We start from the raw sequence: 20,576 nt of genomic DNA, 5'->3' as shown, positions 1-20,576 counted from the left end.
GCGTCGAATCCGCGGCTCAGGCGCGCGCCGCCGGTGACTTCGGAAAACCGTCCGTCAAGCACAGCTTCAGCGCGTCGCGCCAATGCGGCGCGGCCAGCCCGAACACGCGCGCCAGCTTGTCGTTCGACATTCTGGAATTGGCTGGGCGCTTGGCCGGCGTCGGGTAATCCGCGGCGGGAATCGGCAGTGTGTTCGGCTTGTTCGGCAAATCCGCGAGTTCGAAGATCGCGGACGCGAAGCCGTGCCACGACGTGGAGTCGCCCGCGCACAGGTGATAGATGCCCGAACGCTCGTTCCACCACTTCGCGCTGTCGTCGGCGGCGAAGGACTGCGCGCACAGATGCGCGGTCAGCGTCGCGATCGTGTTGCACCAGGTGGGCGCGCCGATCTGGTCGGCGACCACCTTCAGCTCGGGACGATCGGCGCCGAGCCGCAGCATCGTCAGCAGAAAGTTCTTGCCGCGCGTGCCGTATACCCAGCTCGTGCGCAATACGAGGTGATTCGCGCCGCTCGCCGCGATCGCCTGCTCGCCCGCGAGCTTGCTGGCGCCGTAGACGTTCTGCGGATCGGTCGGATCGTCTTCAACGTACGCACCTTCTTTCGTGCCGTTGAACACGTAGTCGGTCGAATAGTGGATCAGCGCGGCGCCGAGCTTTTTCGCTTCCTCGGCGAGCACGCCCGGTGCTTCGCCGTTGATGCGCATCGCGAGGTCACGCTCTTCTTCGGCCTTGTCCACCGCCGTGTAAGCGGCCGGATTGACGATCAGCGCGGGATGCACGTCGCGCACCACCTCGCGAATCTGATCGAGGTTCGACAGATCGACCCGCGAGCGGTCGACCGCGATCACGTTGCCGAGCCCTTGCAGCGTGCGCGCGAGTTCATAGCCGACCTGGCCGTTTACGCCGGTGACGAGAATCGTCCGTGTCGCGTGGTGTGCGCTCATGCGATCCCCTTATGCGTAGACTTCGGCGTCGGCGAGACGCTTGCCCGCCGCGTCCTTGGCCGCGAGCAGCGGCTCGAAGTCGATCGGCCATTCGATGCCGATCGCCGGATCGTTCCACACGATGCTGCGCTCGTGCTCCGGGAACCAATAATCCGTGGTCTTGTAGAGGAACTGCGCGGACTCCGACAGCACGACGAAGCCGTGCGCGAAACCGGGCGGCACCCACAGTTGCCGGTGGTTTTCGACCGACAGCGTCACGCCTACCCATTTGCCGAAGTTCGGCGAGCTCTTGCGGATGTCGACGGCGACGTCGAACACCTCGCCCTCGACCACGCGCACGAGCTTGCCCTGCGCATGCTGGATCTGATAGTGCAGACCGCGCAGCACGCCGCGAGCCGAGCGCGAGTGATTGTCCTGCACGAACTCGACACCGGCCTCGACCTTCTCGGCGAATTCGAGCGCATTGAAGCTTTCGAAGAAGAAGCCGCGCGCATCGCCGAACACCTTCGGCTCGATGATCTTGACTTCGGGCAGTGAGGTTGCGGTTACCTGGATGGCCATGCGACGTGATCCGTGAGAATGTTTTGCAGATATTGCCCGTAGGCATTCTTCGCGAGCGGTTTGGCGAGCGCGAGCAGCTGCTCGCCGTCGATCCACTGACGCCGGTACGCGATCTCTTCCGGACACGCGACCACCAGACCCTGGCGCTTCTGCAGCGTCGCGATGAAGGTCGCCGCTTCGATCAGCGAGTCGTGCGTGCCGGTGTCGAGCCACGCATAACCGCGGCCCATGATCTCGACGTTGAGCGCCGCGTTCGCGAGGTAGCGCGAGTTCACGTCGGTGATTTCGAGCTCGCCGCGCGCGGACGGCTTGATGTCTGCGGCGATGTCGCAGACCTGCTTGTCGTAGAAGTACAGACCCGTGACCGCGTAGTTAGAACGCGGCTTGGCCGGCTTTTCCTCGATCGACAACGCGCGGAACTGCTTGTCGAATTCGACCACGCCGTAGCGCTCCGGGTCCTGCACGTGATATGCGAACACGGTGGCGCCTTCGGTCTGATCGTCGGCGCGTTCGAGCTGCTTCGCGAGATCGTGGCCGTAGAAGATGTTGTCGCCGAGAATCAGCGCCGACGGATCGTTGTTCACGAACTCGCGGCCGATGATGAACGCCTGCGCGAGCCCATCCGGCGACGGCTGCACCGCGTACTGGATGTTCATGCCCCACTGGCTGCCGTCGCCGAGCATCGCCTCGAAGCGGGGCGTGTCCTGTGGCGTGGAGATGATCAGCACGTCGCGAATGCCCGCCACCATCAGCGTGGACAGCGGGTAGTAGATCATCGGCTTGTCGTACACCGGTAGCAGCTGCTTGGAGACGACGTGCGTGATCGGATACAGGCGGGTGCCCGAACCGCCCGCGAGAATAATGCCTTTGCGCGCCATTGCCGTGCCTTTACGCGCGCTGCGCGTAGTTGGTCTCGACCCACTTCCGGTATTCGCCCGAAGCGACTTCGTCGACCCATTGCTGGTTGTCGAGATACCACTGGACCGTTTTGGCGAGCCCCGTCTCGAACGTTTCCGCCGGCTTCCAGCCGAGTTCGCGCTCGAGCTTGCGGGCATCGATCGCGTAACGGCGGTCGTGACCCGGACGATCCGTCACATAGGTGATCTGGTCGCGATAGGAGCCCGCCGCCTTCGGACGCTGCTGGTCGAGCAGGTCGCACAGCGTGTGCACGACCTCGAGATTCTTCTTCTCGTTCCAGCCGCCGACGTTGTATGTTTCGCCCGGCGTGCCGCGCGCGAGCACTTCGCGGATCGCGCTGCAGTGGTCGCCGACGTACAGCCAGTCGCGCACGTTCTGCCCGTCGCCATACACCGGCAGCGGCTTGCCACCGAGCGCGTTGGCGATCATCAGCGGAATCAGTTTTTCGGGAAACTGGTACGGGCCGTAGTTGTTCGAGCAGTTGGTGGTCAGCACCGGCAGGCCGTACGTGTGATGGTAGGCGCGCACGAGGTGATCCGAGCCGGCCTTGGTCGCCGAATAGGGGCTATTCGGCGCATAAGGCGTCGTTTCGGAGAACTGCGGATCGGTTGCGGACAGCGAACCGAACACTTCGTCGGTTGACACGTGCAGGAAGCGGAACGCGGCGCGCTCCGCTTCGCCCAGCGTGTTCCAGTAGCTGCGCGTCGCTTCGAGCAGCGTGAAGGTGCCGACCACATTGGTTTGCACGAAATCTGCCGGACCGTGAATCGAGCGATCCACATGGCTCTCGGCCGCGAAATGCAGCACGGCGCGCGGCTTGTGTTCGGCCAATAGCGCGTCGAGCGCGGCGCGATCGCAGATGTCGACGCGCGCGAAAATGTGTTTGGAATTGCCCTGTAGCGACTTCAGCGTGCCCAGGTTGCCGGCGTAGGTCAGTTTGTCTACGTTGAGCACCGCTTCGTCCGACGCATTCAGCCAGTCGAGCACGAAATTAGCGCCGATAAAGCCGGCACCGCCCGTTACCAGGATCATGTAATTCCCTTGTCGATGTTAGTGACAGGCAGCGAAGAACTTGCGACCTGTTCACCCCGCGTGGTGTCCGTTTCTTTGGTCGTCCGACGCGTCCCGCCGAGAGCGGACACTCAGACGCCAATTTTATGAAGCCCCAATTATAAAGCTGCCCAATGCAAAAACTAGAACCCTAACAACTTGAAACAGCTTGACAGAATTCGTTGCCGCTGGCCTGCAAAATGGGGATTTTCGGTGCGGTTACGCGCATTTTGCCGCTTGTAATGATCTGCACGACATACTTTGCGGCGCCGCGCGAAAAGGTTGCGAAACGAAGAGGAAGGACCGCGAAAGCGCCACGAAAGGCCGCAAACGCGGCCCTTCGATCCACCCCATCAGCCGATTGCTCGCGCGAGCGCGCTCAGGCCGCGAGCATCCAGCGCAGCGTATCGATGAATGGAATCGACTCGACCGCCGGCACCAGCGACTGCATTTTGGCGGGCGAACCGGCAAGCATCTTGACGTCCGTCTGCCGGACAAAGGCGGGATTGACCTGGACTTCGATGTCGTGACCGGTGAGTTCGCTTGCGGTCGCCAGGATCTCACGCAACGAGTACGGCGTGCCGGTGCAGACGTTGACAATTTCCGCTGCGACGTCGGAGTCGAGCAGCGCCTCGTAGGCGCTCGCCACATAACGCACGTCGGAGAAATCGCGCGCGATGTCGATATTGCCGAGTTCGATCGATGCCGCTCGCCGCGCGAAGTGGCTGACGATCTTCGGCACGAGGAAGTTCACCGCCTGGCCACGGCCGGTGTAGTTGAACGGCCGCACGATCAGGATCGGCAGACGGTCGAACCAGGTGCGCACCAGCGCTTCCATTGCCGCCTTGCTAGCCGCGTAATGATTGACCGGCGTCAGCGCAAAGCTCTCGTCGATCGCGGCGCTGCTGACGTTGCCGTACACGTTCGCGCTGCTTGCGATCAGCAGCTTGCGCGGCACATGACCGATCGCGGCGCAGGCTTCGAGCAGGTTCTGCGTGCCGATCACGTTGACGCGATAGAAGTCGAGCGGGTCATTGTGCCCAACAAAGCTGATCGCGGCCAGATGCACGATGTAATCGGGCCGCACGGCGTCGAGCGCGCGCCGGCAGTCTTCAGGCGACGTGATATCGAGCTTGACGCGTGTCGGCGTGTCGGGTTCGTCACGGCCGGACACCGCTTCGATCACGGTGTGGCCACGCCCGATCAGCTTCTCGACCAGATAGCGGCCGGTAAACCCGTTCGCACCGGTGACGAGCGTGCGAAATGATTGCTTCGCGGCGGGAGACGACATGCTGGCTTCGTTCACGAGAGAGTCATCCTGTTGTTGTATTGGAATAGCGCGCGGTTCATGCGTGGTTGCCGCTTTGCCGTCGCTTTGCCGTGTGACGGTGGTGCTCCACCCGCGTCCCGCAATGTGATCGCGCGATATCCGAACCCCAAACGGGCTATTATGTCACGCTAGCTTGCTGCTCTGGCCAGCGTGGCACCGTCGTGCAACACACCGCGCGTATCGAATCGTTTTGATTTCCTCGATGACACCCCACAACGCTTCCAGTACGTCCGCTCCTCTCGTTCCGCTTGCTTTCGGCGATCTGCAAGGCTGCCGTGCGCCGTTTCAGCAACTGCTCGCCAAAGCCGCGCCGCCGGACGGCACACCGCTGTGGTTCGCCGGCGATCTGATCAACCGCGGCCCCGACTCGCTCGACACCTTGCGCGACGTGATCGCGTTCGGCGAGCGCGCGGTGCCGGTGCTCGGCAATCACGATCTGCATCTGCTGTCGGTGTCGGCGGGGATTCGCAAGTCGAAGAAAGGCGACACGATCGAAGACATCCTCGCTGCGCCCGATGCCGCCGATCTGCTCGAATGGATACGCCACCGGCCGCTCGCGCATTTCGACAACGGCATGTTGATGGTGCATGCGGGCGTGTTGCCGCAATGGGATACGACGCTGACGCTGGAACTCGCCGACGAATTGCAACGCGCGCTGCGTGCGCCGGACTGGAAAGAAACGCTTGCCGGCCTGTACGGCAACGAGCCGAACCGCTGGAAGCCGGGCCTGAAGGGAATCGAGCGTCTGCGTGTCACGTGCAGCGCGTTGACGCGCATGCGCTTTTGCAGCGCCGACGGGGTGATGGATTTCAGCAGCAGCGGCACGCTCGCATCCACGCCGAGCGGCTGCATGCCGTGGTTCGACGTGCCGTCGCGCCAGACCGCCGACGTGACCGTGGTGTTCGGTCATTGGGCCGCGCTCGGCCTGATGTTGCGCGACAACCTGATCGGCCTCGACTCGGGTTGCGTGTGGGGGCAGAAGCTGTCGGCGGTACGGCTCGCGCCAAATCCGGCGGAGCGCACGTTGACGCAAGTCGATTGCGATTCGTGCGGCGTGCCGCGCGGGGGCAATTAAACAGACGAGGGCAACGCTACGCCGCAGCGCTGCCGCTCAGGCCGAGCGGCGCGGCTGATCGACGGGCTCGATCAGCGTTTCCGGCGTTTCGGCAGCATCGCTCGACGCGGCAGCGTCTACAACGTCGCCCACTTGCGCGACCGTTCCCACCACTGCGTTGCCGGCCTGCATGTCCCGCAACGCGTTCGCCACCACTTGCTGAGCCTGCGCCGCGAGCACCCGCCGGTCGGCGTTCGGCGCGAGCGGTGCGCCGACATAGACGTGAGCGGTCAGCGGACCGCCACGCAACAGCATGTCGAGCGAGTCGGACAACGACACATCGTCGATATACGCGGGTGCCGTCGACTGCCGGCCTTGCGCGTCCTCGTACATGATGCACAGCGGCTGCACCGGCACACCGGCCGACACCGCCGCCTGAAACATGTTCGCGTGAAACGGCAGCAACTCGAGCCCGTCCGACGTCGTGCCTTCGGGGAACACGCACATCAGTTCACCCACACTGAGGCGATCGGCGAGTTCGTGCATGATCCGCTTCGCGTCGCTGCGCTTCTCGCGCTGGATGAACACCGTATCGAGCTGCTGCGCGAGCCAGCCGACCACCGGCCATTGCCGGATCTCCGCCTTCGACACGAACGGCGTCGGCCGCCACGCGTTGATCACGTAGATGTCGATCCACGAGATGTGATTGGCGACGACGAGCGCGCCACGATCGAGCCGCACCGCATCGTTATGCACGACGAGGCGCATGCCGCACAGCCGCAGCATCTTCAGCGACCACGCGCGATTGAGCGCATGACGCCGCTCGGCGCTCGCGTTCGGAAAGCGCGTCGCGACGGTCCACATGCCGTGCAGCAGATGCGTGATGAGACGGATCTTGCGTAACGCGAGCTTCATGGACGGGGCTTTCCTTGACTGGACCGAAACGATACCGCTCAGCGCTGTTCGTACGCGAGCTGACCGGACACGACGGTCGCGCGCACCTGTGCCGGCAGTTCGTAGCCGAGGAACGGCGTGTTGTGCCCCTGGCTCTTCAGCGCGCGTGGCTCGACGCGCCAGTGAGCATGACGGTCGAACACACAGAGGTCGGCCACCGCGCCGACCGCGATGCGGCCAGCCGCTTCGAGGCCGAGCACCTGCGCCGGCGCCGCGGTGATGCGATTGAGCGCGCTCGCGAGCGGCACGCCCGCTTCGTCGGCCCACTTGACCGTCAGCGACAGGAACAGCTCGAGGCCGGTCGCGCCGGGCGTCGCTTCGGCGAACGGCAGCAGCTTTTCGTCGTCGTCGACCGGCGTGTGCGCGGAGCAGATCGCGTCGATCGTGCCGTCGACGAGACCCGCGCGGATCGCTTCGCGATCGCGCTGCTGGCGCAGCGGCGGATCGAGCCGGAACTGCGCGTCGAAATAGCCGATGTCGAGGTCGATCAGATGCACATGGTTCACGGTGACGTCGCACGACACTGGCAGGCCCTCGGCCTTCGCCGCGCGCACGAGCGCGACGCCCGCCGCCGACGACACATGCGACACATGCACGCGCGCGCCGGTCACACGCACGAGTTCGAAGATCGTATGCAGCGCGATCGTTTCAGCCGACACTGGCACGCCCGACAAACCGAGCCGCGACGCCAGCGCGCCGCTCGCGGCGACGCCGCCCTTGCCGAGATACGCATCGACGGGACGCAGCCACACGGTGAAGCCATAGGTCTTCGCGTATTGCAGCGCGCGCATCAGCACCTGGGTATCGACGATCGGCGTATCGGCCTGCGAGAAGCCGACGCAGCCCGCCTCGGTCAGCTGGACCATCTCGGTGATGACCTGCCCCTTCAGACCGACCGTCAGCGCGCCGAGCGGATACACGTGCGCCTTGTTCAGATTGCGCGCGCGGAACTTCAGCATTTCAACGAGGCCCGGTTCGTCGAGCGTCGGATCGGTGTCCGGCGGACATACGAGGCTCGTCACGCCGCCCGCGAGCGCCGCGGCCATTTCCGAGCCGAGCGTCGCCTTGTGCTCGTAGCCAGGCTCGCGCAAACGCGCGCACAAGTCGACGAGACCCGGCGCGATCGACAGACCGTGGGCGTCAAGCGTGCGCTCCGCCCGAAAGCCGGCCGGCGCCTGGCCGAGGGCGGCGATCTTGCCCGCCTCGATAAAAATGTCCTGCTGCTGTTCGGTGCCCGCTGCCGGATCGATCAGCGTGCCGCCTTGAATATGAATCTTCATGCGCTGCCTTTGTTAAACCTGTGGTTCAGCCTGTGCTTCGGCTTTCTGATCAGTCGTCGCTCAGTCGTTATTGCCCGCGACGATCCCCATCACCGCCATGCGCACCGCGATACCGAACGTCACCTGATTCAGGATTACCGATTGCGGGCCGTCCGCGACTTGCGAGTCGATCTCGACGCCGCGATTCATCGGGCCGGGGTGCATCACGATTGCATCCGGGGCGGCGAGCGCGAGACGCTCGGGCGTCAGCCCCCAGCTCTTGAAGTACTCCTGCGACGACGGCAGCAACGCCCCGCTCATGCGTTCGTTCTGCAGGCGCAGCATGATGATCACGTCGACGTCCTTCAGGCCTTCGTCGAGGTTGTGGAACACGCGCACGCCCATCTGTTCGAGTCCGCCCGGCAGCAGCGTGCGCGGACCGATCGCGCGCACTTCGGGCACGCCGAGCGTGGTCAGTGCATGAATGTCCGAACGCGCGACGCGCGAATGCAGGATGTCGCCGACGATCGCCACGCGCAGCTTCGTGAAGTCCTTCTTGTAGTGGCGAATCGTGTACATGTCGAGCAGACCCTGCGTCGGGTGCGCGTGACGGCCGTCGCCGGCGTTGATCACATGCACGTGCGGCGCGCAATGCTGCGCAATCAGGAACGGCGCGCCGCTCGACGCATGACGCACGACGAACAGATCCGCGTGCATCGCCGACAGGTTGTTGATCGTGTCGAGCAGCGATTCGCCCTTGCTCGTCGACGACGCGTTGATGTTCAGATTCAGCACGTCGGCCGACAGCCGCGTGGCGGCGATTTCGAACGTGGTACGGGTGCGCGTCGAGTTTTCGAAGAACAGGTTGAACACCGACTTGCCGCGCAACAGCGGCACCTTCTTCACTTCGCGATCGGTCACGCTGACGAACTGGTCGGCGGTTTCGAGAATGTGATTGACGATGGACTTCGGCAAGCCCTCGATCGACAGCAGATGTTTGAGCTCGCCGTTCTTCGTGAGCTGCGGGTTGCCCTTCAGGAAGCCGTAGCGGAAGCGCTCTGATGCGCTAGCGGAGGAATCTTGCGGAGCCTGGGTGGCGGTGTTCATGATGTACCTGCTTCAAATACGGGCTTCAACGTGATCGAGGTCGGCGCGTCGGTCGCGCGAGTTTCAATCGACGCGTGCTTCAGTGTGAAAAGAGAACCGCTGGCCGCCCGCGCCGTCGTCTTCATGGGCCAGCACGAGCGTCGCGTCGGCCGGCACGTCGACCACGCCGCCGACGAAGCGCGCCGCCACCGGCAACTCGCGTCCGCCGCGATCGGCGAGCACCGCGAGTTCGACCGATGCCGGCCGGCCATAGTCATACAGCTCGTTTACCGCCGCGCGAATCGTGCGGCCGGTGTACAGCACGTCGTCGACCAGCACGATGCGGCTGCCATCGACCGCGAACGGCAGCGAGGTCGGGCTCGCCTGCGCGTGCAGCCCTTTCTTTGCGTAGTCGTCGCGATGCAGCGCAACATTCACCACCCCAAAGTTCGGCAGGTTCAGGTCGCGCGCGAGCCGCTCGGCGAGCCATGCGCCGCCGCTGTGGATACCCGCCAGCACCGCCGCGGGGGCGCCGTGCTGCGCCGCGGCGAGCTGGTCGCCATAGGCCGCGCGAATCTGATCGAGCAACGCGCGATACAGCGCTTCGGCGTCAATGGAACTCATGATCGTCGGAAAGTTCGTCAAGATATTGCTGGAGGATGATGCTCGCGGCTTCGGCATCGAGCATGTCGGCGCGGGCGTTGCCGGCGCGGATTTCCGCCTCGGCCTCGACCGACGAGTAGCGCTCGTCGACCCACGTGACCGGCAGATTGAAGCGGCCGTTAAGCTGATTGCCGAAGCGCTTCGCAAGCTGAGTGCGCTCGTGCGGTGTGCCGTCGGGGTGCATCGGCAGGCCGACCACCAGCGCATCGGGCTTCCATTCGGCGATCAGCTTGCCGAGCGCTTCGAAACGGTACTCCTTGCTGCGGTTCTGCACGACGACGAGCGGCCGCGCGCGGCGCGTCAGCGAATTGCCGACCGCCACGCCGATGCGTTTCACGCCGTAGTCGAACGCAAGCAGCGTCGCCTCACGTCCGGCCGGCAGATTCATGCGCGGCCCCTCATGCGTGCCCAGCCTCGCCCGACAGCATCGACAGCGACACGCCAAGCAGCGCGAGCGCCGCTTCCAGACGATCTTCGGCCGGCACGTCGAAGACGATCTTCGGATCGGCCTCGACCGTCAGCCAGCCGTTCTTCGAGATTTCGTCTTCGAGCTGACCCGCGCCCCAGCCGGCGTGGCCGAGTGTCAGCAGGAAACGCTCCGGACCGTTGCCGCTTGCGACAGCCTCGAGCACGTCTTTCGACGTGGTCATCTCGAGCCCGCCCGGCACCGACATCGACGATGTATACGCGCTGCCGCCTTTCGGATCGTGCAGCACGAAGCCGCGCTCGGTTTGCACCGGGCCGCCGAAATACACGGGAACATGGAGAAGAGGTTCGATCTCGAGCTTCAGATCGATGCGATTGAAGAGCGCTTCCAGGTCGATATCGGTCGGCCGGTTGATCACGAGGCCGAGCGCGCCGCGCTCACTGTGATCGCAAAGGTAGACCACCGTTCCTGAAAACGTCGGATCGGCCATGTTCGGCATGGCGATCAGGAACTGGTTGGTCAGATTGATGCGATCGGTACTCTTGGACATAGTTCGGATTTTAGCAAAGACGATGCGCGATGGCGGGCTGCTTTGAGCATTGCAACGCCTTGGTTGCACGCTACGTGCGGCGTCAACGACGCCGGATCATGTTGCACTCTATCACGCGCGCGACTCGCGCCATGCCGCGATCAGGCGCCGAAACACCGCGTAGAACGGCAGGTTCGGCGCGTGTCGCGAAGTAGCGGGATTGTGAGTTGTCACAGTGGGTTTCAGCGGATTCCGCGCGCGCGGGTCGACGCGTTGCGGACGCAATTAGCGCGCCACGTCGCGCGTTTGGTCTGGCTTTGCTGCGCTTTACGCGCCTCCCTGCTCGATCGCGCGCGTCAGCGCGGCGTGCGCGGCCTGCGTAAAACTGCCGCCGGCCGGCCCAACGCCTGCTGCGACCTTGTGCAGCGACGCGCGCAACGCCTCGGCGGCCTGCTCGAGCGTGTCGGCCGCCGGCGCGCCGACGATCACGTGCGCGCGCACCGCCGGCGTCGCGACGGCCGCATGCGCACGACGCCGCCATGCGAGACCGAGCGCATCGGCGAGCAGCGCCACGTGACCGAGGCCGAGCGCGCAGGCGGCCGAACCGAGCCGGTAGGCGGCTTCACCCGCCTGCAGCGCTTCGCTCGGGTCGGCTTTCTCCGGCTGATCGGCCGCGCGGGCATGGGCGGCGAGCGCCTCAATCGACGCTTCGGCGGTCTGCAGGAAATCTTCGTACGCGTTCGCGTTGACGCTCAGCACGCCGAGATCGCGCGTGTGCGGCAGCGACTGCGCCTCGAGCGCGCGCGCCTCCCACAGCGCTTCCGACGACTGCGTGCCGGCGACGTGCCAGTCGACGGTCAAGCCGTAATCGTGCAGCACCTCGACCTGGTCGGCGTCTTGCGCGGCCGCGCCGAACAGCGCGTAGTCGCGCCACAGCAGCGCGAGCGTCGCGCGCACCAGCGAACGCGGCGCGCGCTCGATGCCGCGCGCGTGATCGGCGAGCGCGAGATTGCAGCGCGCGTAGAAGCGCCGTGCTTCGATATCGCGAATTGCGTGGCCGCGCGCGCGCAGCGCCTTTGCGCAGGCGCGCGCGAGCCGCCAGAAGTCGTAGGGATCGGGGCCGGCGAGTTCGGTTAACACGGCGTCGAGCTCGTCCAGCGCGGCGTTCGTGACCGCAAGCGCCACCGCGCTGCCGGTGTCGGCCTGCGAGCGCAGCACCGGCAGCAACGCGCGCTCGTAGCGTGCCCGCAGATGTGCCAACTGGTCGGCCGATTGCGCGTGCAGCGACGCCGGCGGCACCGGCCGCGCGCACAGCGCGAGGTCTTCGAACGCGACGATGGAGCCCGGCGCGGGTTCGACGAGTTGCGAACACAGCTCGCGGTAGTGGTGGAACAGCGTCGGTGAGCAGCTGAGCTCGCGCAGATTGTGACGTTCGAGCGCCGCGCGGAAGTCGCGCAGCGCCGCGCCGAACACTGGCCGGGCGCTTTGCGCTTCCGCCGACTCGTCGCTCGCGAGCGGCGAGAGCCGCACCAGCGCGTCGGCGAAACGCTGCGCGCTGAGCCAGCCCGCCGTGCGCAATGCATGCGACGCGCGCAGCAGCGCGGCACCGCTCTCGTGGCGTTGCTCGAACGCGAGCGACGCCTCGGCGAGCGCCAGTTCCGCGGGGCGGACAGCGCCGCCGCGCGGGTTCGGCAGTGCATCGATGGAAACGGGTGCGGCGGATCGAAGAGTCATGAGGAGGCGACACGAAGCTGACGGGGCCGTCGCTTCGCGCCGCGTGCTGAGGAGCGGCCACCGCGCGAACCGGCGACAGGACAATGACAGACTACCGTTGCGACACGACGCGTGCGGCGATGTTCCGCGCCAGCGCGCTCAGACAGGCGCCGGGCGCGCCGGACGCATCAAGCGATTGCAGCAATTGTGCGGTGAAGACACCGCTCACTTTCGGAATTGAAGCTCAGGGTTCAGTTCAGGGTTCAGGTTCGGGACCGAACCTCGGGACCCCGTTTTGGGGCCGAAGCTTCCGGCAGCTCGCCGTACTTCAGATCTGGACCATTTCGAAGTCTTCCTTGCGCGCTCCGCACTCGGGACACGTCCAGTTGATGGGCACGTCTTCCCAGCGCGTGCCCGGCGCAATGCCTTCGTCGGGCAAGCCGGCCTCTTCGTCGTAAATCCAGCCGCAAATCAGGCACATCCAGCTTTGATATTCCATTCTTTTGTCGCGTCGTTGAGTCCGTGGAAACGGGAGCCATGATGGTACCGTGTTGCCGCCCCCATGCCTAGCAATCGAAAACGCGCAATCGTAGCGTGGACCGGCCTTCGGCGGGGCGCCCGCTTGCCGTGCCGGCACGCCTTGCGGCGTCATGCCGCGCGTGGGCGGCCAGCAGGACGGTAGAGCGCCCCCTCGGGCAAGCCGCGCGAAAAAACGCCCTGTCCACGGTTTAGGCCGCATAATTGAGCCAATTGCGCACTGTGCGCCGAAATCCTGCTGCTCTTATCCATTTTCATGCCCAGCGACACGCCTCCGATCGTCCTCACCTTCGGCCTCTCCGATCCCACTGGCGGCTCCGGCCTGCAGGCGGACCTGATGACACTTGCCAGCATGGGCTGCCACGGCGTTTCCGTGCTCACGGGCTATACCGTGCGCGACTCCGCGAGCTGCGATGAAGTGACCGGCCTCGACCCGGACATCGTCGCGACGCAGGCGCGCATGCTGCTCGAGGACATGCCGATCGCCGCCTTCAAGGTCGGCGCGTGCACGCGCGCCGAAGTGGTCAGCGCGATCGCGGAAGTGGTCGCCGACTACGACGATGTCCCGCTGATCCTCGCCCCGGACTTCACGCTCGACGACGAACACGTGCTCGCCGCCGACGAACTGCGCGAAGCGATCGCCGATCTGCTCGCGCCGCAAACCACGCTGCTGGTCGCCGACTCGTCTACGCTGCTCGCGCTCGCGCAGCCCGATGGCGACGCGGAGGCACCGAGCCTCGACGCCGCGATCTCGCACCTGCTTTCGCAGGGCTGCGAATACATTCTGTCGACCGAAACGGGCACGCACCGGCTCGTCAATACGCTGTTCAGCGAGGACGGCCAGTTGCGTCAGGACATGTGGGACCGCGCGCCCCATCGGCTGACGGGACTGACCGATACGCTCGGCGCGGCGATCGCCGCGCTGCTCGCGAACGGTCAGGAGCCCGCGGAAGCGGTGCGCGAAAGCCAGGAGTATCTGTATCAGGCGGTGCGCAACGCGTTCCGGCCCGGCATGGGGGCGTACATGCCCGATCGCTTCTTCTGGGCACGCAGCAGCGACGAAGAAGAAGAAACACGGCCCGCGCAAGGCAAAGGCGCGGCGCCTGGAGAAGCGCGGCACTGACCTAGTCATTCATCGGCAATCGACTAAAAAACCCGCTATTCAGCGGGTTTTTTGTTTAATGCATCTTTCGCGATTTGCGCGATCTTTGATTCGATCTATCTAAAAACAGATAACACAATTTGCATATCGCTATCGATACTGCCGCGCTCCGTTCATCGCGTGACGGTTTTATTCGATTTATTTCGCATAAGCGCATGAATCTTGCTCGCTCCGAGGTAACCATACGTTTTACTGCGTAATTAAACGTTACAACGTCAATGACACCTTTTGTCTAGACTTTACGCATCACTAACGCCCATATGTCTCCACATGTCTTTTCCCACCTTCTTTATCCATCCACCGAAATGCGGCGGTTCGACCGTTATTTCGTGTTTTGATTTGAATAAAGGTAATGATCAATTCATTAACTTTGCCTGGGACGAGGATGGATGGGGAACCTGTCGCGCCAAGCTGCTGGAGACCGGGATCGGCGGCGGCCATCAACCGTATGGCATTCACCGGCTGATCAAACATCCGGTCGACTACTGCACGATCCTGCGCGATCCGCTTGCGCGCCAGATCTCGCACTACCGGTATGCGGTGAACGGCAAGAACGGCGAGGTCACACGCGGTGTCTGCGTGTCGACCAAAGAGGCACTGGCGCAGCAAGGCGTGCTGTCGCTCGACGAGTGGGTCAGCGAATCGCTCGGCGGCAAGAACCTGTTCGTGCAGATGCTGAGCGGCGAGCCGGCGGTCAACGAAGCGAGCCTTGCCGTCGCGCGAATTCATTTGCGCGAACAGATCAGCACCGTCGGCGTCTGCGAGGACATGAGCGAATTCTTACTGCGGCTTTGCGGTTCGACCGGCATGAAATTGCCGTTCTATTTCGAAGCGAATCGCACCAGCGGCGCGTCAAAAGGCAAGGCTCACTTAAGCGATGCAGCCAGACAAAAGTTTATTGATGACAATAGCCTTGATTACGAACTGTTCCGCGACGCCACGCGGATCGTCGAAGCTTATGCGAAAGACACGGGCAGCATCTTTTCGAATGCCCTCGAATTGGTCCGCGTGATTCAGTCGGAAATAAATCAGCTCGAGAATCCGCACGTCTACAGTTCTTGGGTTTTCGGCTTCGACGGCTCATTCCTGTCGCGCGTGCACGAAGTGATCCGCCGCTTCGACCTCGCGCCGATCAACGCCTACCTGGAATTCGCGCAAAGCCAGCGGCGTCCGGAGGTCGACCTGTTCGACGGCTTCGTCGACACGGTGGGCGACGGCGTGGTGCGCGGCTGGGCCATCAACCTGAGCCAGCCCGAGCGGCAAGTGCCGCTCGAGGTGCGGATCGGCGCGCAGATCGTCGCAACCGGCCTCAGCGGCGAGCCGCGGCCCGATGTGGCGAGCGCCGGCTATCCGAGTTCGAACAGTGGATTTTCGATTACGCTGCCGGACGGCATTCCGGAAGGCTTTTGCGTTACGATCGCGGATTCCACGGAACGCCTGCACAACGCTGGCACGTGGCGACAAGGCTGGCACTGCGAGTGAGCCAGCGGAGTCAGGAGAACTTATACATGAAAGAGCCGCCCAGCTTCGTGCAACGCTTCCCCGGCAAGATCGCGGTGCAGGACCGCATACGCATATTCGATCAGACGCCCGCCACGATCTGGCTGACCGGCCTGTCCGGCGCCGGTAAATCGACCCTGGCGTTCGCGCTCGAGGAGCGGCTGATCGCGCTCGGTCATGCCTGCTATGTGCTCGACGGCGACAACGTCCGCCACGGTCTGGCGAGCGACCTTGGCTTCGAGCGCGACGACCGGCGCGAAAACATCCGCCGCGTCGCGCACGTCGCCCAGTTGATGAACGATGCGGGTCTGATCGTGATTACCGCGCTGATTTCGCCGCTACGCGAAGACCGGGCGATGGCGCGCGAGATCATCGGAGCCGACAAGTTCGTCGAGACCTATGTGTCCGCCTCGCTCGCCACCTGCGCGAGCCGCGATCCCAAAGGTCTTTATGCAAAAGCGAGGTCTGGCGAGATCAGCTCGTTCACCGGCGTATCAGCGCCCTATGAAGCACCGATCGATCCTGACCTGCACGTCGACACCGGAACGCTGAGCCCCGCGCAAAGCGTCGCGCAGATCTTCCAGTACCTGCGCGAAAAGTGTCTCGGAAGATCTGCTCATCGTACCGCTCACGTCGCGGGCGCCTGAACCGGACAAAGGGCGTTCGGAAGGGCTCGCCGGCCGCCACATCAACGTCGGCCACAAACGAAAAAACCCGCCTAAGCGGGTTTTTCCGTTTGGAGAAACGCCTCGCGGCGCACTTCCCCACATGGACTTCCAGCCGGGCCTCGTCCGTGATCCAGACGCGCGGCAATTCAACCACGCGGCCGGACCACGAGGCCCGAGCGGAATTACATGTCCATGCCCATGCCGCCCATGCCGCCGGGCATGCCGCCAGGCATCGGAGCATCTTCCTTCGGCAGTTCGCAGACAGCTGCGTCGGTCGTCAGCAGCAGGCCAGCAACCGAAGCTGCGTTTTGCAGCGCCGTGCGCGTCACCTTCGTCGGGTCCACGACACCTGCGTCGACCAGGTCGACGTACTCGCCGGTCGCTGCGTTGTAGCCGTAGTTGCCCTTGCCAGCAGCAACCGCTGCCACGACGACGCTCGCTTCTTCGCCACCGTTGGTGACGATCTGGCGCAGCGGCTCTTCCATTGCGCGCAGAACGATCTTGATACCTGCGTCCTGATCGGCGTTAGCGCCCTTCAGGCCGGCGATCGCCGTACGTGCACGGATCAGCGCGACGCCGCCACCAGCCACGATGCCTTCTTCCACCGCTGCGCGCGTTGCGTGCAGTGCGTCTTCGACACGTGCCTTCTTTTCCTTCATTTCGACTTCGGTCGCAGCACCGACCTTGATCACTGCAACGCCGCCTGCCAGCTTGGCAACGCGCTCTTGCAGCTTTTCACGGTCGTAGTCCGAGGTCGCTTCTTCGATCTGCTTGCGCACTTGCTTGACGCGAGCTTCGATGTTCGCTGCTTCGCCAGCGCCGTCGATGATCGTGGTGTTTTCCTTGCCGACTTCGATACGCTTCGCCTGGCCCAGTTCAGCCAGCGTTGCCTTCTCGAGCGTCAGGCCGGTTTCTTCAGCGATGACCTGACCGCCGGTCAGGATCGCGATGTCTTCCAGCATCGCCTTACGACGATCGCCGAAGCCCGGAGCCTTGACAGCAACGGTCTTCAGGATGCCGCGGATGTTGTTGACGACCAGCGTTGCGAGCGCTTCGCCTTCGACGTCTTCCGCGATGATCAGCAGCGGGCGGCCAGCCTTCGCAACCTGTTCGAGCACCGGCAGCAGATCACGGATGTTCGACACCTTCTTGTCGTGCAGCAGCACGAACGGGTTGTCGAGCACGGCAACTTGCTTGTCCGGGTTGTTGATGAAGTACGGCGACAGGTAGCCGCGGTCGAATTGCATACCTTCGACGACGTCCAGCTCGTCTTGCAGCGACTTGCCGTCTTCGACGGTGATCACGCCTTCCTTGCCGACCTTGTCCATTGCTTCAGCGATGCGCTCGCCGATCGACGAATCGCTGTTCGCCGAGATCGCGCCAACCTGGGCGATTTCCTTGTTGGTCGTGCACGGCTTGCTGATCTTGCGCAGTTCTTCGATTGCGGCTGCAACAGCCTTGTCGATACCGCGCTTCAGGTCCATCGGGTTCATGCCCGATGCGACGTACTTCATGCCTTCGCGGACGATCGATTGCGCGAGAACCGTAGCGGTCGTCGTGCCGTCGCCTGCGTTGTCGCTGGTCTTGGAAGCGACTTCCTTGACCATTTGCGCGCCCATGTTCTGGAGCTTGTCTTTCAGTTCGATCTCTTTTGCGACCGACACACCGTCCTTGGTGACCGTCGGGCCGCCGAAGCTGCGCTCGAGGACCACGTTGCGGCCCTTCGGACCCAGCGTGACCTTCACGGCGTTGGCGAGAATGTTCACGCCTTCGACCATCTTGGCACGGGCGGAATCACCGAATACGACGTCTTTAGCTGCCATCTTCTAACTCCTTGAATACTTTGGATATAACCGGGGAAGTAGCGACCTTGCGCTTACTTCTGCACCACGGCCATGATGTCTTCTTCGCGCATCACGAGCAGTTCGTTGCCGTCGACCTTGACGGTCTGGCCTGCGTACTTGCCGAACAGGACGCGGTCGCCGACCTTCACGTCGAGCGCGATGGCTGCGCCCTTGTCGTCGCGCTTGCCCGGGCCGACTGCGAGGATTTCGCCTTGATCCGGCTTTTCCGCTGCGGCTTCGGGGATCACGATGCCCGACGCGGTCTTGGTTTCCTGATCCAGACGCTTGACGATCACGCGATCATGCAAAGGACGAAGGTTCATACATACTCCTCTCTGATTGAGACTGAAGAACGCTGAGAAAACCCGGGTGGCAGAGCCAACCGGAGATGTTGTTAGCACTCTCGTGCAGCGAGTGCTAATTATATGGACGGGTAGTGACAAATTCAAGAAGTGGGGAGCAGCGACACCGCGAACGGGTTTTTGCCCGACCGGCGCGGCGCGGGAGCGGCGGCGCAGTCATCAGCGTGAGCGGCGAACCCGAGGAAAAACAAACACTTGCAGCGAGATTTTCGGCTTGTCGCCGCACGACGAAGAGGCTATATCGCAGACAAACAGCAGCCGCGCACCGTAATCGATGCCGTCGGATCTCCTGTTTCCAGGGAAAACCCCGTCCCACTGAACATAAGGTCGCCAGGCCCGAACGGCTCGCGACACCGACCGGCTCGTCTCGTTCGACTCACTTTTGCGCAGGCGGGTGCAACGCATTGCCCGCCATCCACTTGAGCCGTTCGCAATTGACCTTGATACGCGCGGCGAATTCCTTCGGATCTCGCTCGCGCAGTGCGTTCATCTGGCTATTGGTGTCGTCGGCCCGACGCCAGCCCGCGTCCCAATGCTGGTCGAAATTGGTCGCTCCGGTCAGCACCTTTCGGAGCCGCTCCTTATAGGCGCCGATGCGCTCGGGCGACGCGCCGCAAAACGCCTGCGCGAAACTCGCCCGCTCGCCCGCCGTCTCCGCGCTCGTGTTGGCGTCGCTCGCGCCGCTCGCGAGCGGCGTGGCGAGCGACAGCATCGACCAACACAGCGCAGCACAAAGCGGTCGATAGCGATACGATAGGTTGTTCATCTTCGACTCCTGACGATCCATCGTGGCGACCAGGGATTGTCCCGATCTTCAACGCCGCCTCGCCGATTGTGTCCTGATTGCACTGCACGATGGCGTTTTCGCGCGCTATTCGATGCATCGCGCGGCCAAGCCGCGGTGCTACGCTCGTTAAAGCGGCATCCGCGACGTGCCCGTCCGGGGAGCCGTGGCACGGGCACCGCAACGCCACGGCCTATCGGCAGGCCGCGACAGAAGCACGAGCGCCAGGCATCGACAACAAGCTCGAACACGACACGAAATCAAACACAAAAAGGCGAGACATCGCTGCGGGAGTGACTGCGATGGCATTTAGAACATATACCGTACTGACGCTGTTGGTGACGAGCACTGCCGCGTTCGCGTGGCGGCCGGTCACCTATCCGATCCGAAGTCAGAGCCCTTACGAGCGCAGCATCGACAACGCGATGTGCTACGCCGAGGCGAACCGCGTGACCGGGGTCAACATGGCGCACGAATCGCAGATTCCGCCGCGTCGGCCGCCCGCGGCCAAAGGTGCGTCGACCGGCGTACCGTCGAAACCGCCGCTTCCCCCCAGTTCCTTCTCAGCCACGCCGCTGCCGTGGAACGCGAGCGCGCCAGAAGCCGCGAGCGCGCCGCTCGCCGGCGCACAAGCGCCTGGCGGCGCATCGTCGGCGAAACCCGTGAACGAAGCCGCGGCCGGAGCCAACGCGCTAGGCGCGCCGGCCACCGCGGCGGCGAATGCACCGCCAAACGCGTCGGAGGCGGCACCGGGCGCGAGCGCGGCAGCCGACGCATCGGATGGGGCGGCCGCTTCGACGCAGGCCAACGCGGCGTCGAACGTGAAGCTGCCGCCGCTGCCCGCGCCCGAGCCACCGATGACCCGCTATTGGGCCGCCTATGGCGCGTGCATGCAGGCGCGCGGTTACGTCGTCCAGTAGTTCGGCCGACGCCGCTTGCGAGCGTCGTCGCATTCATTCTTTTTGATGGCGCCGGCCTTCGGCGCCAGTGGAGCGACACGGCCATGCCGCGCGACTCGACCTCCGACCAGCCATTTTTCCATCACTGCGCATACTGCGGCGTGCCGCTGCCGGGGCGCTTTTCGCCGTGTCCCGCGTGCCATGCGCTGCCGATCGATTCGTTCGATACGGACGACAAGCCCGGCGAGCGCACCGTGCAGTCCCGGGCGCTGAGCACATCGCGCGCGCAACTCGACCCGCTGCCAGCGGCCGCGAGCCTGGCCGCGGACCGTG

General features: G+C 64.1%; 21 protein-coding genes. 5 read left to right on the top strand and 16 right to left on the bottom strand.

What is annotated here, in order from left to right:
• Positions 1-16 precede the first annotated feature (16 nt).
• The 5 genes from rfbD to BC1002_RS03005 form a co-directional block, all read right to left on the bottom strand.
• The gene (rfbD, locus tag BC1002_RS03025; RefSeq protein ID WP_013088604.1) at positions 17-943 is read right to left on the bottom strand and encodes a dTDP-4-dehydrorhamnose reductase; all 927 of its coding nucleotides are present in this window, start codon (positions 941-943) and stop codon (positions 17-19) included.
• 9 nt (positions 944-952) lie between these two features.
• Positions 953-1,504 carry a dTDP-4-dehydrorhamnose 3,5-epimerase gene (gene rfbC, locus BC1002_RS03020; RefSeq protein WP_013088603.1) on the bottom strand — a complete coding sequence of 184 codons (552 nt, stop codon included), beginning with the start codon at positions 1,502-1,504 and terminating at the stop codon, positions 953-955.
• Positions 1,489-2,382 carry a glucose-1-phosphate thymidylyltransferase RfbA gene (gene rfbA / locus BC1002_RS03015; protein WP_013088602.1) on the bottom strand — a complete coding sequence of 298 codons (894 nt, stop codon included), beginning with the start codon at positions 2,380-2,382 and terminating at the stop codon, positions 1,489-1,491. The genes rfbC and rfbA overlap by 16 nt, the downstream gene beginning before the upstream one ends.
• Positions 2,383-2,392: 10 nt before the next feature.
• Positions 2,393-3,454 (bottom strand): dTDP-glucose 4,6-dehydratase, encoded by a 1,062-nt coding sequence (gene rfbB, locus BC1002_RS03010; RefSeq protein WP_013088601.1) that lies wholly within the window; start codon positions 3,452-3,454, stop codon positions 2,393-2,395.
• Between the two features lie 397 nt (positions 3,455-3,851).
• On the bottom strand, positions 3,852-4,763 hold the full coding sequence (locus tag BC1002_RS03005; RefSeq protein WP_041734556.1) for a GDP-mannose 4,6-dehydratase: 912 nt from the start codon (positions 4,761-4,763) through the stop codon (positions 3,852-3,854).
• A gap of 241 nt (positions 4,764-5,004) precedes the next feature.
• Here BC1002_RS03005 and BC1002_RS03000 point away from each other — a divergent pair, with 241 nt between their 5' ends.
• Positions 5,005-5,877, top strand: coding sequence for a symmetrical bis(5'-nucleosyl)-tetraphosphatase (locus tag BC1002_RS03000; RefSeq protein ID WP_013088599.1), 873 nt, complete (start codon positions 5,005-5,007; stop codon positions 5,875-5,877).
• Positions 5,878-5,913: 36 nt separating this feature from the next.
• Here the strand turns inward: BC1002_RS03000 and BC1002_RS02995 are convergent, their stop codons facing one another.
• From BC1002_RS02995 to BC1002_RS02960, 8 genes are all read right to left on the bottom strand, one after another.
• A complete protein-coding gene (locus BC1002_RS02995) occupies positions 5,914-6,771 on the bottom strand; it encodes a lysophospholipid acyltransferase family protein (RefSeq protein WP_013088598.1) in 858 nt (285 codons plus the stop codon).
• A 38-nt stretch (positions 6,772-6,809) separates the two neighbouring features.
• Complete coding sequence (locus tag BC1002_RS02990) at positions 6,810-8,090, bottom strand: dihydroorotase (protein ID WP_013088597.1); 1,281 nt, start codon at positions 8,088-8,090, stop codon at positions 6,810-6,812.
• 60 nt (positions 8,091-8,150) lie between these two features.
• Positions 8,151-9,176 carry an aspartate carbamoyltransferase catalytic subunit gene (locus tag BC1002_RS02985; RefSeq protein ID WP_013088596.1) on the bottom strand — a complete coding sequence of 342 codons (1,026 nt, stop codon included), beginning with the start codon at positions 9,174-9,176 and terminating at the stop codon, positions 8,151-8,153.
• Between the two features lie 63 nt (positions 9,177-9,239).
• Complete coding sequence (pyrR, locus tag BC1002_RS02980; protein WP_013088595.1) at positions 9,240-9,779, bottom strand: bifunctional pyr operon transcriptional regulator/uracil phosphoribosyltransferase PyrR; 540 nt, start codon at positions 9,777-9,779, stop codon at positions 9,240-9,242.
• Positions 9,766-10,206: a Holliday junction resolvase RuvX gene (gene ruvX, locus BC1002_RS02975; RefSeq protein WP_013088594.1), complete on the bottom strand. Its 441-nt coding sequence runs from the start codon at positions 10,204-10,206 to the stop codon at positions 9,766-9,768. Before ruvX ends, pyrR begins: the two co-directional genes overlap by 14 nt.
• Before the next feature lie 10 nt (positions 10,207-10,216).
• On the bottom strand, positions 10,217-10,795 hold the full coding sequence (locus BC1002_RS02970; RefSeq protein WP_013088593.1) for a YqgE/AlgH family protein: 579 nt from the start codon (positions 10,793-10,795) through the stop codon (positions 10,217-10,219).
• Positions 10,796-11,101: 306 nt separating this feature from the next.
• On the bottom strand, positions 11,102-12,508 hold the full coding sequence (locus BC1002_RS02965) for a FimL-related protein (RefSeq protein ID WP_013088592.1): 1,407 nt from the start codon (positions 12,506-12,508) through the stop codon (positions 11,102-11,104).
• Between the two features lie 307 nt (positions 12,509-12,815).
• Positions 12,816-12,986, bottom strand: coding sequence for a rubredoxin (locus BC1002_RS02960; RefSeq protein WP_006047743.1), 171 nt, complete (start codon positions 12,984-12,986; stop codon positions 12,816-12,818).
• Positions 12,987-13,280: 294 nt separating this feature from the next.
• On the opposite strand from BC1002_RS02960, the gene BC1002_RS02955 reads away from it, so the two are divergent.
• The 3 genes from BC1002_RS02955 to cysC all read left to right on the top strand — a co-directional run bounded on the left by BC1002_RS02955 (position 13,281) and on the right by cysC (position 16,333).
• Positions 13,281-14,147, top strand: coding sequence for a hydroxymethylpyrimidine/phosphomethylpyrimidine kinase (locus BC1002_RS02955; protein WP_013088591.1), 867 nt, complete (start codon positions 13,281-13,283; stop codon positions 14,145-14,147).
• Between the two features lie 309 nt (positions 14,148-14,456).
• Positions 14,457-15,668, top strand: coding sequence for a sulfotransferase family 2 domain-containing protein (locus BC1002_RS02950; protein WP_013088590.1), 1,212 nt, complete (start codon positions 14,457-14,459; stop codon positions 15,666-15,668).
• Between the two features lie 26 nt (positions 15,669-15,694).
• Positions 15,695-16,333, top strand: coding sequence for an adenylyl-sulfate kinase (gene cysC, locus BC1002_RS02945; protein WP_013088589.1), 639 nt, complete (start codon positions 15,695-15,697; stop codon positions 16,331-16,333).
• A gap of 203 nt (positions 16,334-16,536) precedes the next feature.
• On the opposite strand, the gene groL is transcribed toward cysC, so the two are convergent.
• The 3 genes from groL to BC1002_RS02930 form a co-directional block, all read right to left on the bottom strand.
• Positions 16,537-18,177 carry a chaperonin GroEL gene (gene groL, locus BC1002_RS02940; protein ID WP_013088588.1) on the bottom strand — a complete coding sequence of 547 codons (1,641 nt, stop codon included), beginning with the start codon at positions 18,175-18,177 and terminating at the stop codon, positions 16,537-16,539.
• A 53-nt stretch (positions 18,178-18,230) separates the two neighbouring features.
• Entirely contained in the window at positions 18,231-18,521 is a 291-nt protein-coding gene (gene groES / locus BC1002_RS02935) for a co-chaperone GroES (protein ID WP_008923887.1), read from the bottom strand.
• Positions 18,522-18,936: 415 nt separating this feature from the next.
• Positions 18,937-19,326 carry a hypothetical protein gene (locus tag BC1002_RS02930; protein ID WP_013088587.1) on the bottom strand — a complete coding sequence of 130 codons (390 nt, stop codon included), beginning with the start codon at positions 19,324-19,326 and terminating at the stop codon, positions 18,937-18,939.
• A 320-nt stretch (positions 19,327-19,646) separates the two neighbouring features.
• Here BC1002_RS02930 and BC1002_RS02925 point away from each other — a divergent pair, with 320 nt between their 5' ends.
• The gene (locus BC1002_RS02925; RefSeq protein WP_013088586.1) at positions 19,647-20,264 is read left to right on the top strand and encodes a hypothetical protein; all 618 of its coding nucleotides are present in this window, start codon (positions 19,647-19,649) and stop codon (positions 20,262-20,264) included.
• Positions 20,265-20,576 lie beyond the last annotated feature (312 nt).

This window comes from Paraburkholderia atlantica (genome assembly GCF_000092885.1).
In the GTDB taxonomy this organism is placed as follows: Bacteria; Pseudomonadota; Gammaproteobacteria; order Burkholderiales; family Burkholderiaceae; genus Paraburkholderia; species Paraburkholderia atlantica.
Note: the sequence above shows the minus strand (reverse complement) of the source record. Positions and strands in the feature narration are given on the sequence as shown.

Excerpts from the sequence above, each read along its gene's own strand:
- pyrR (WP_013088595.1), bottom strand. The coding sequence starts at position 9,779 with ATGAGTTCCATTGACGCCGAAGCGCTGTATCGCGCGTTGCTCGATCAG.
- BC1002_RS02985 (WP_013088596.1), bottom strand. The coding sequence starts at position 9,176 with ATGAACACCGCCACCCAGGCTCCGCAAGATTCCTCCGCTAGCGCATCA.
- BC1002_RS03000 (WP_013088599.1), top strand. The coding sequence starts at position 5,005 with ATGACACCCCACAACGCTTCCAGTACGTCCGCTCCTCTCGTTCCGCTT.
- groL (WP_013088588.1), bottom strand. The coding sequence starts at position 18,177 with ATGGCAGCTAAAGACGTCGTATTCGGTGATTCCGCCCGTGCCAAGATG.
- BC1002_RS02950 (WP_013088590.1), top strand. The coding sequence starts at position 14,457 with ATGTCTTTTCCCACCTTCTTTATCCATCCACCGAAATGCGGCGGTTCG.
- groES (WP_008923887.1), bottom strand. The coding sequence starts at position 18,521 with ATGAACCTTCGTCCTTTGCATGATCGCGTGATCGTCAAGCGTCTGGAT.
- rfbC (WP_013088603.1), bottom strand. The coding sequence starts at position 1,504 with ATGGCCATCCAGGTAACCGCAACCTCACTGCCCGAAGTCAAGATCATC.
- rfbA (WP_013088602.1), bottom strand. The coding sequence starts at position 2,382 with ATGGCGCGCAAAGGCATTATTCTCGCGGGCGGTTCGGGCACCCGCCTG.
- ruvX (WP_013088594.1), bottom strand. The coding sequence starts at position 10,206 with ATGAATCTGCCGGCCGGACGTGAGGCGACGCTGCTTGCGTTCGACTAC.
- BC1002_RS03005 (WP_041734556.1), bottom strand. The coding sequence starts at position 4,763 with ATGTCGTCTCCCGCCGCGAAGCAATCATTTCGCACGCTCGTCACCGGT.
- BC1002_RS02995 (WP_013088598.1), bottom strand. The coding sequence starts at position 6,771 with ATGAAGCTCGCGTTACGCAAGATCCGTCTCATCACGCATCTGCTGCAC.
- BC1002_RS02990 (WP_013088597.1), bottom strand. The coding sequence starts at position 8,090 with ATGAAGATTCATATTCAAGGCGGCACGCTGATCGATCCGGCAGCGGGC.
- rfbB (WP_013088601.1), bottom strand. The coding sequence starts at position 3,454 with ATGATCCTGGTAACGGGCGGTGCCGGCTTTATCGGCGCTAATTTCGTG.
- BC1002_RS02925 (WP_013088586.1), top strand. The coding sequence starts at position 19,647 with ATGGCATTTAGAACATATACCGTACTGACGCTGTTGGTGACGAGCACT.
- BC1002_RS02970 (WP_013088593.1), bottom strand. The coding sequence starts at position 10,795 with ATGTCCAAGAGTACCGATCGCATCAATCTGACCAACCAGTTCCTGATC.
- rfbD (WP_013088604.1), bottom strand. The coding sequence starts at position 943 with ATGAGCGCACACCACGCGACACGGACGATTCTCGTCACCGGCGTAAAC.
- BC1002_RS02930 (WP_013088587.1), bottom strand. The coding sequence starts at position 19,326 with ATGAACAACCTATCGTATCGCTATCGACCGCTTTGTGCTGCGCTGTGT.
- BC1002_RS02965 (WP_013088592.1), bottom strand. The coding sequence starts at position 12,508 with ATGACTCTTCGATCCGCCGCACCCGTTTCCATCGATGCACTGCCGAAC.
- cysC (WP_013088589.1), top strand. The coding sequence starts at position 15,695 with ATGAAAGAGCCGCCCAGCTTCGTGCAACGCTTCCCCGGCAAGATCGCG.
- BC1002_RS02960 (WP_006047743.1), bottom strand. The coding sequence starts at position 12,986 with ATGGAATATCAAAGCTGGATGTGCCTGATTTGCGGCTGGATTTACGAC.
- BC1002_RS02955 (WP_013088591.1), top strand. The coding sequence starts at position 13,281 with ATGCCCAGCGACACGCCTCCGATCGTCCTCACCTTCGGCCTCTCCGAT.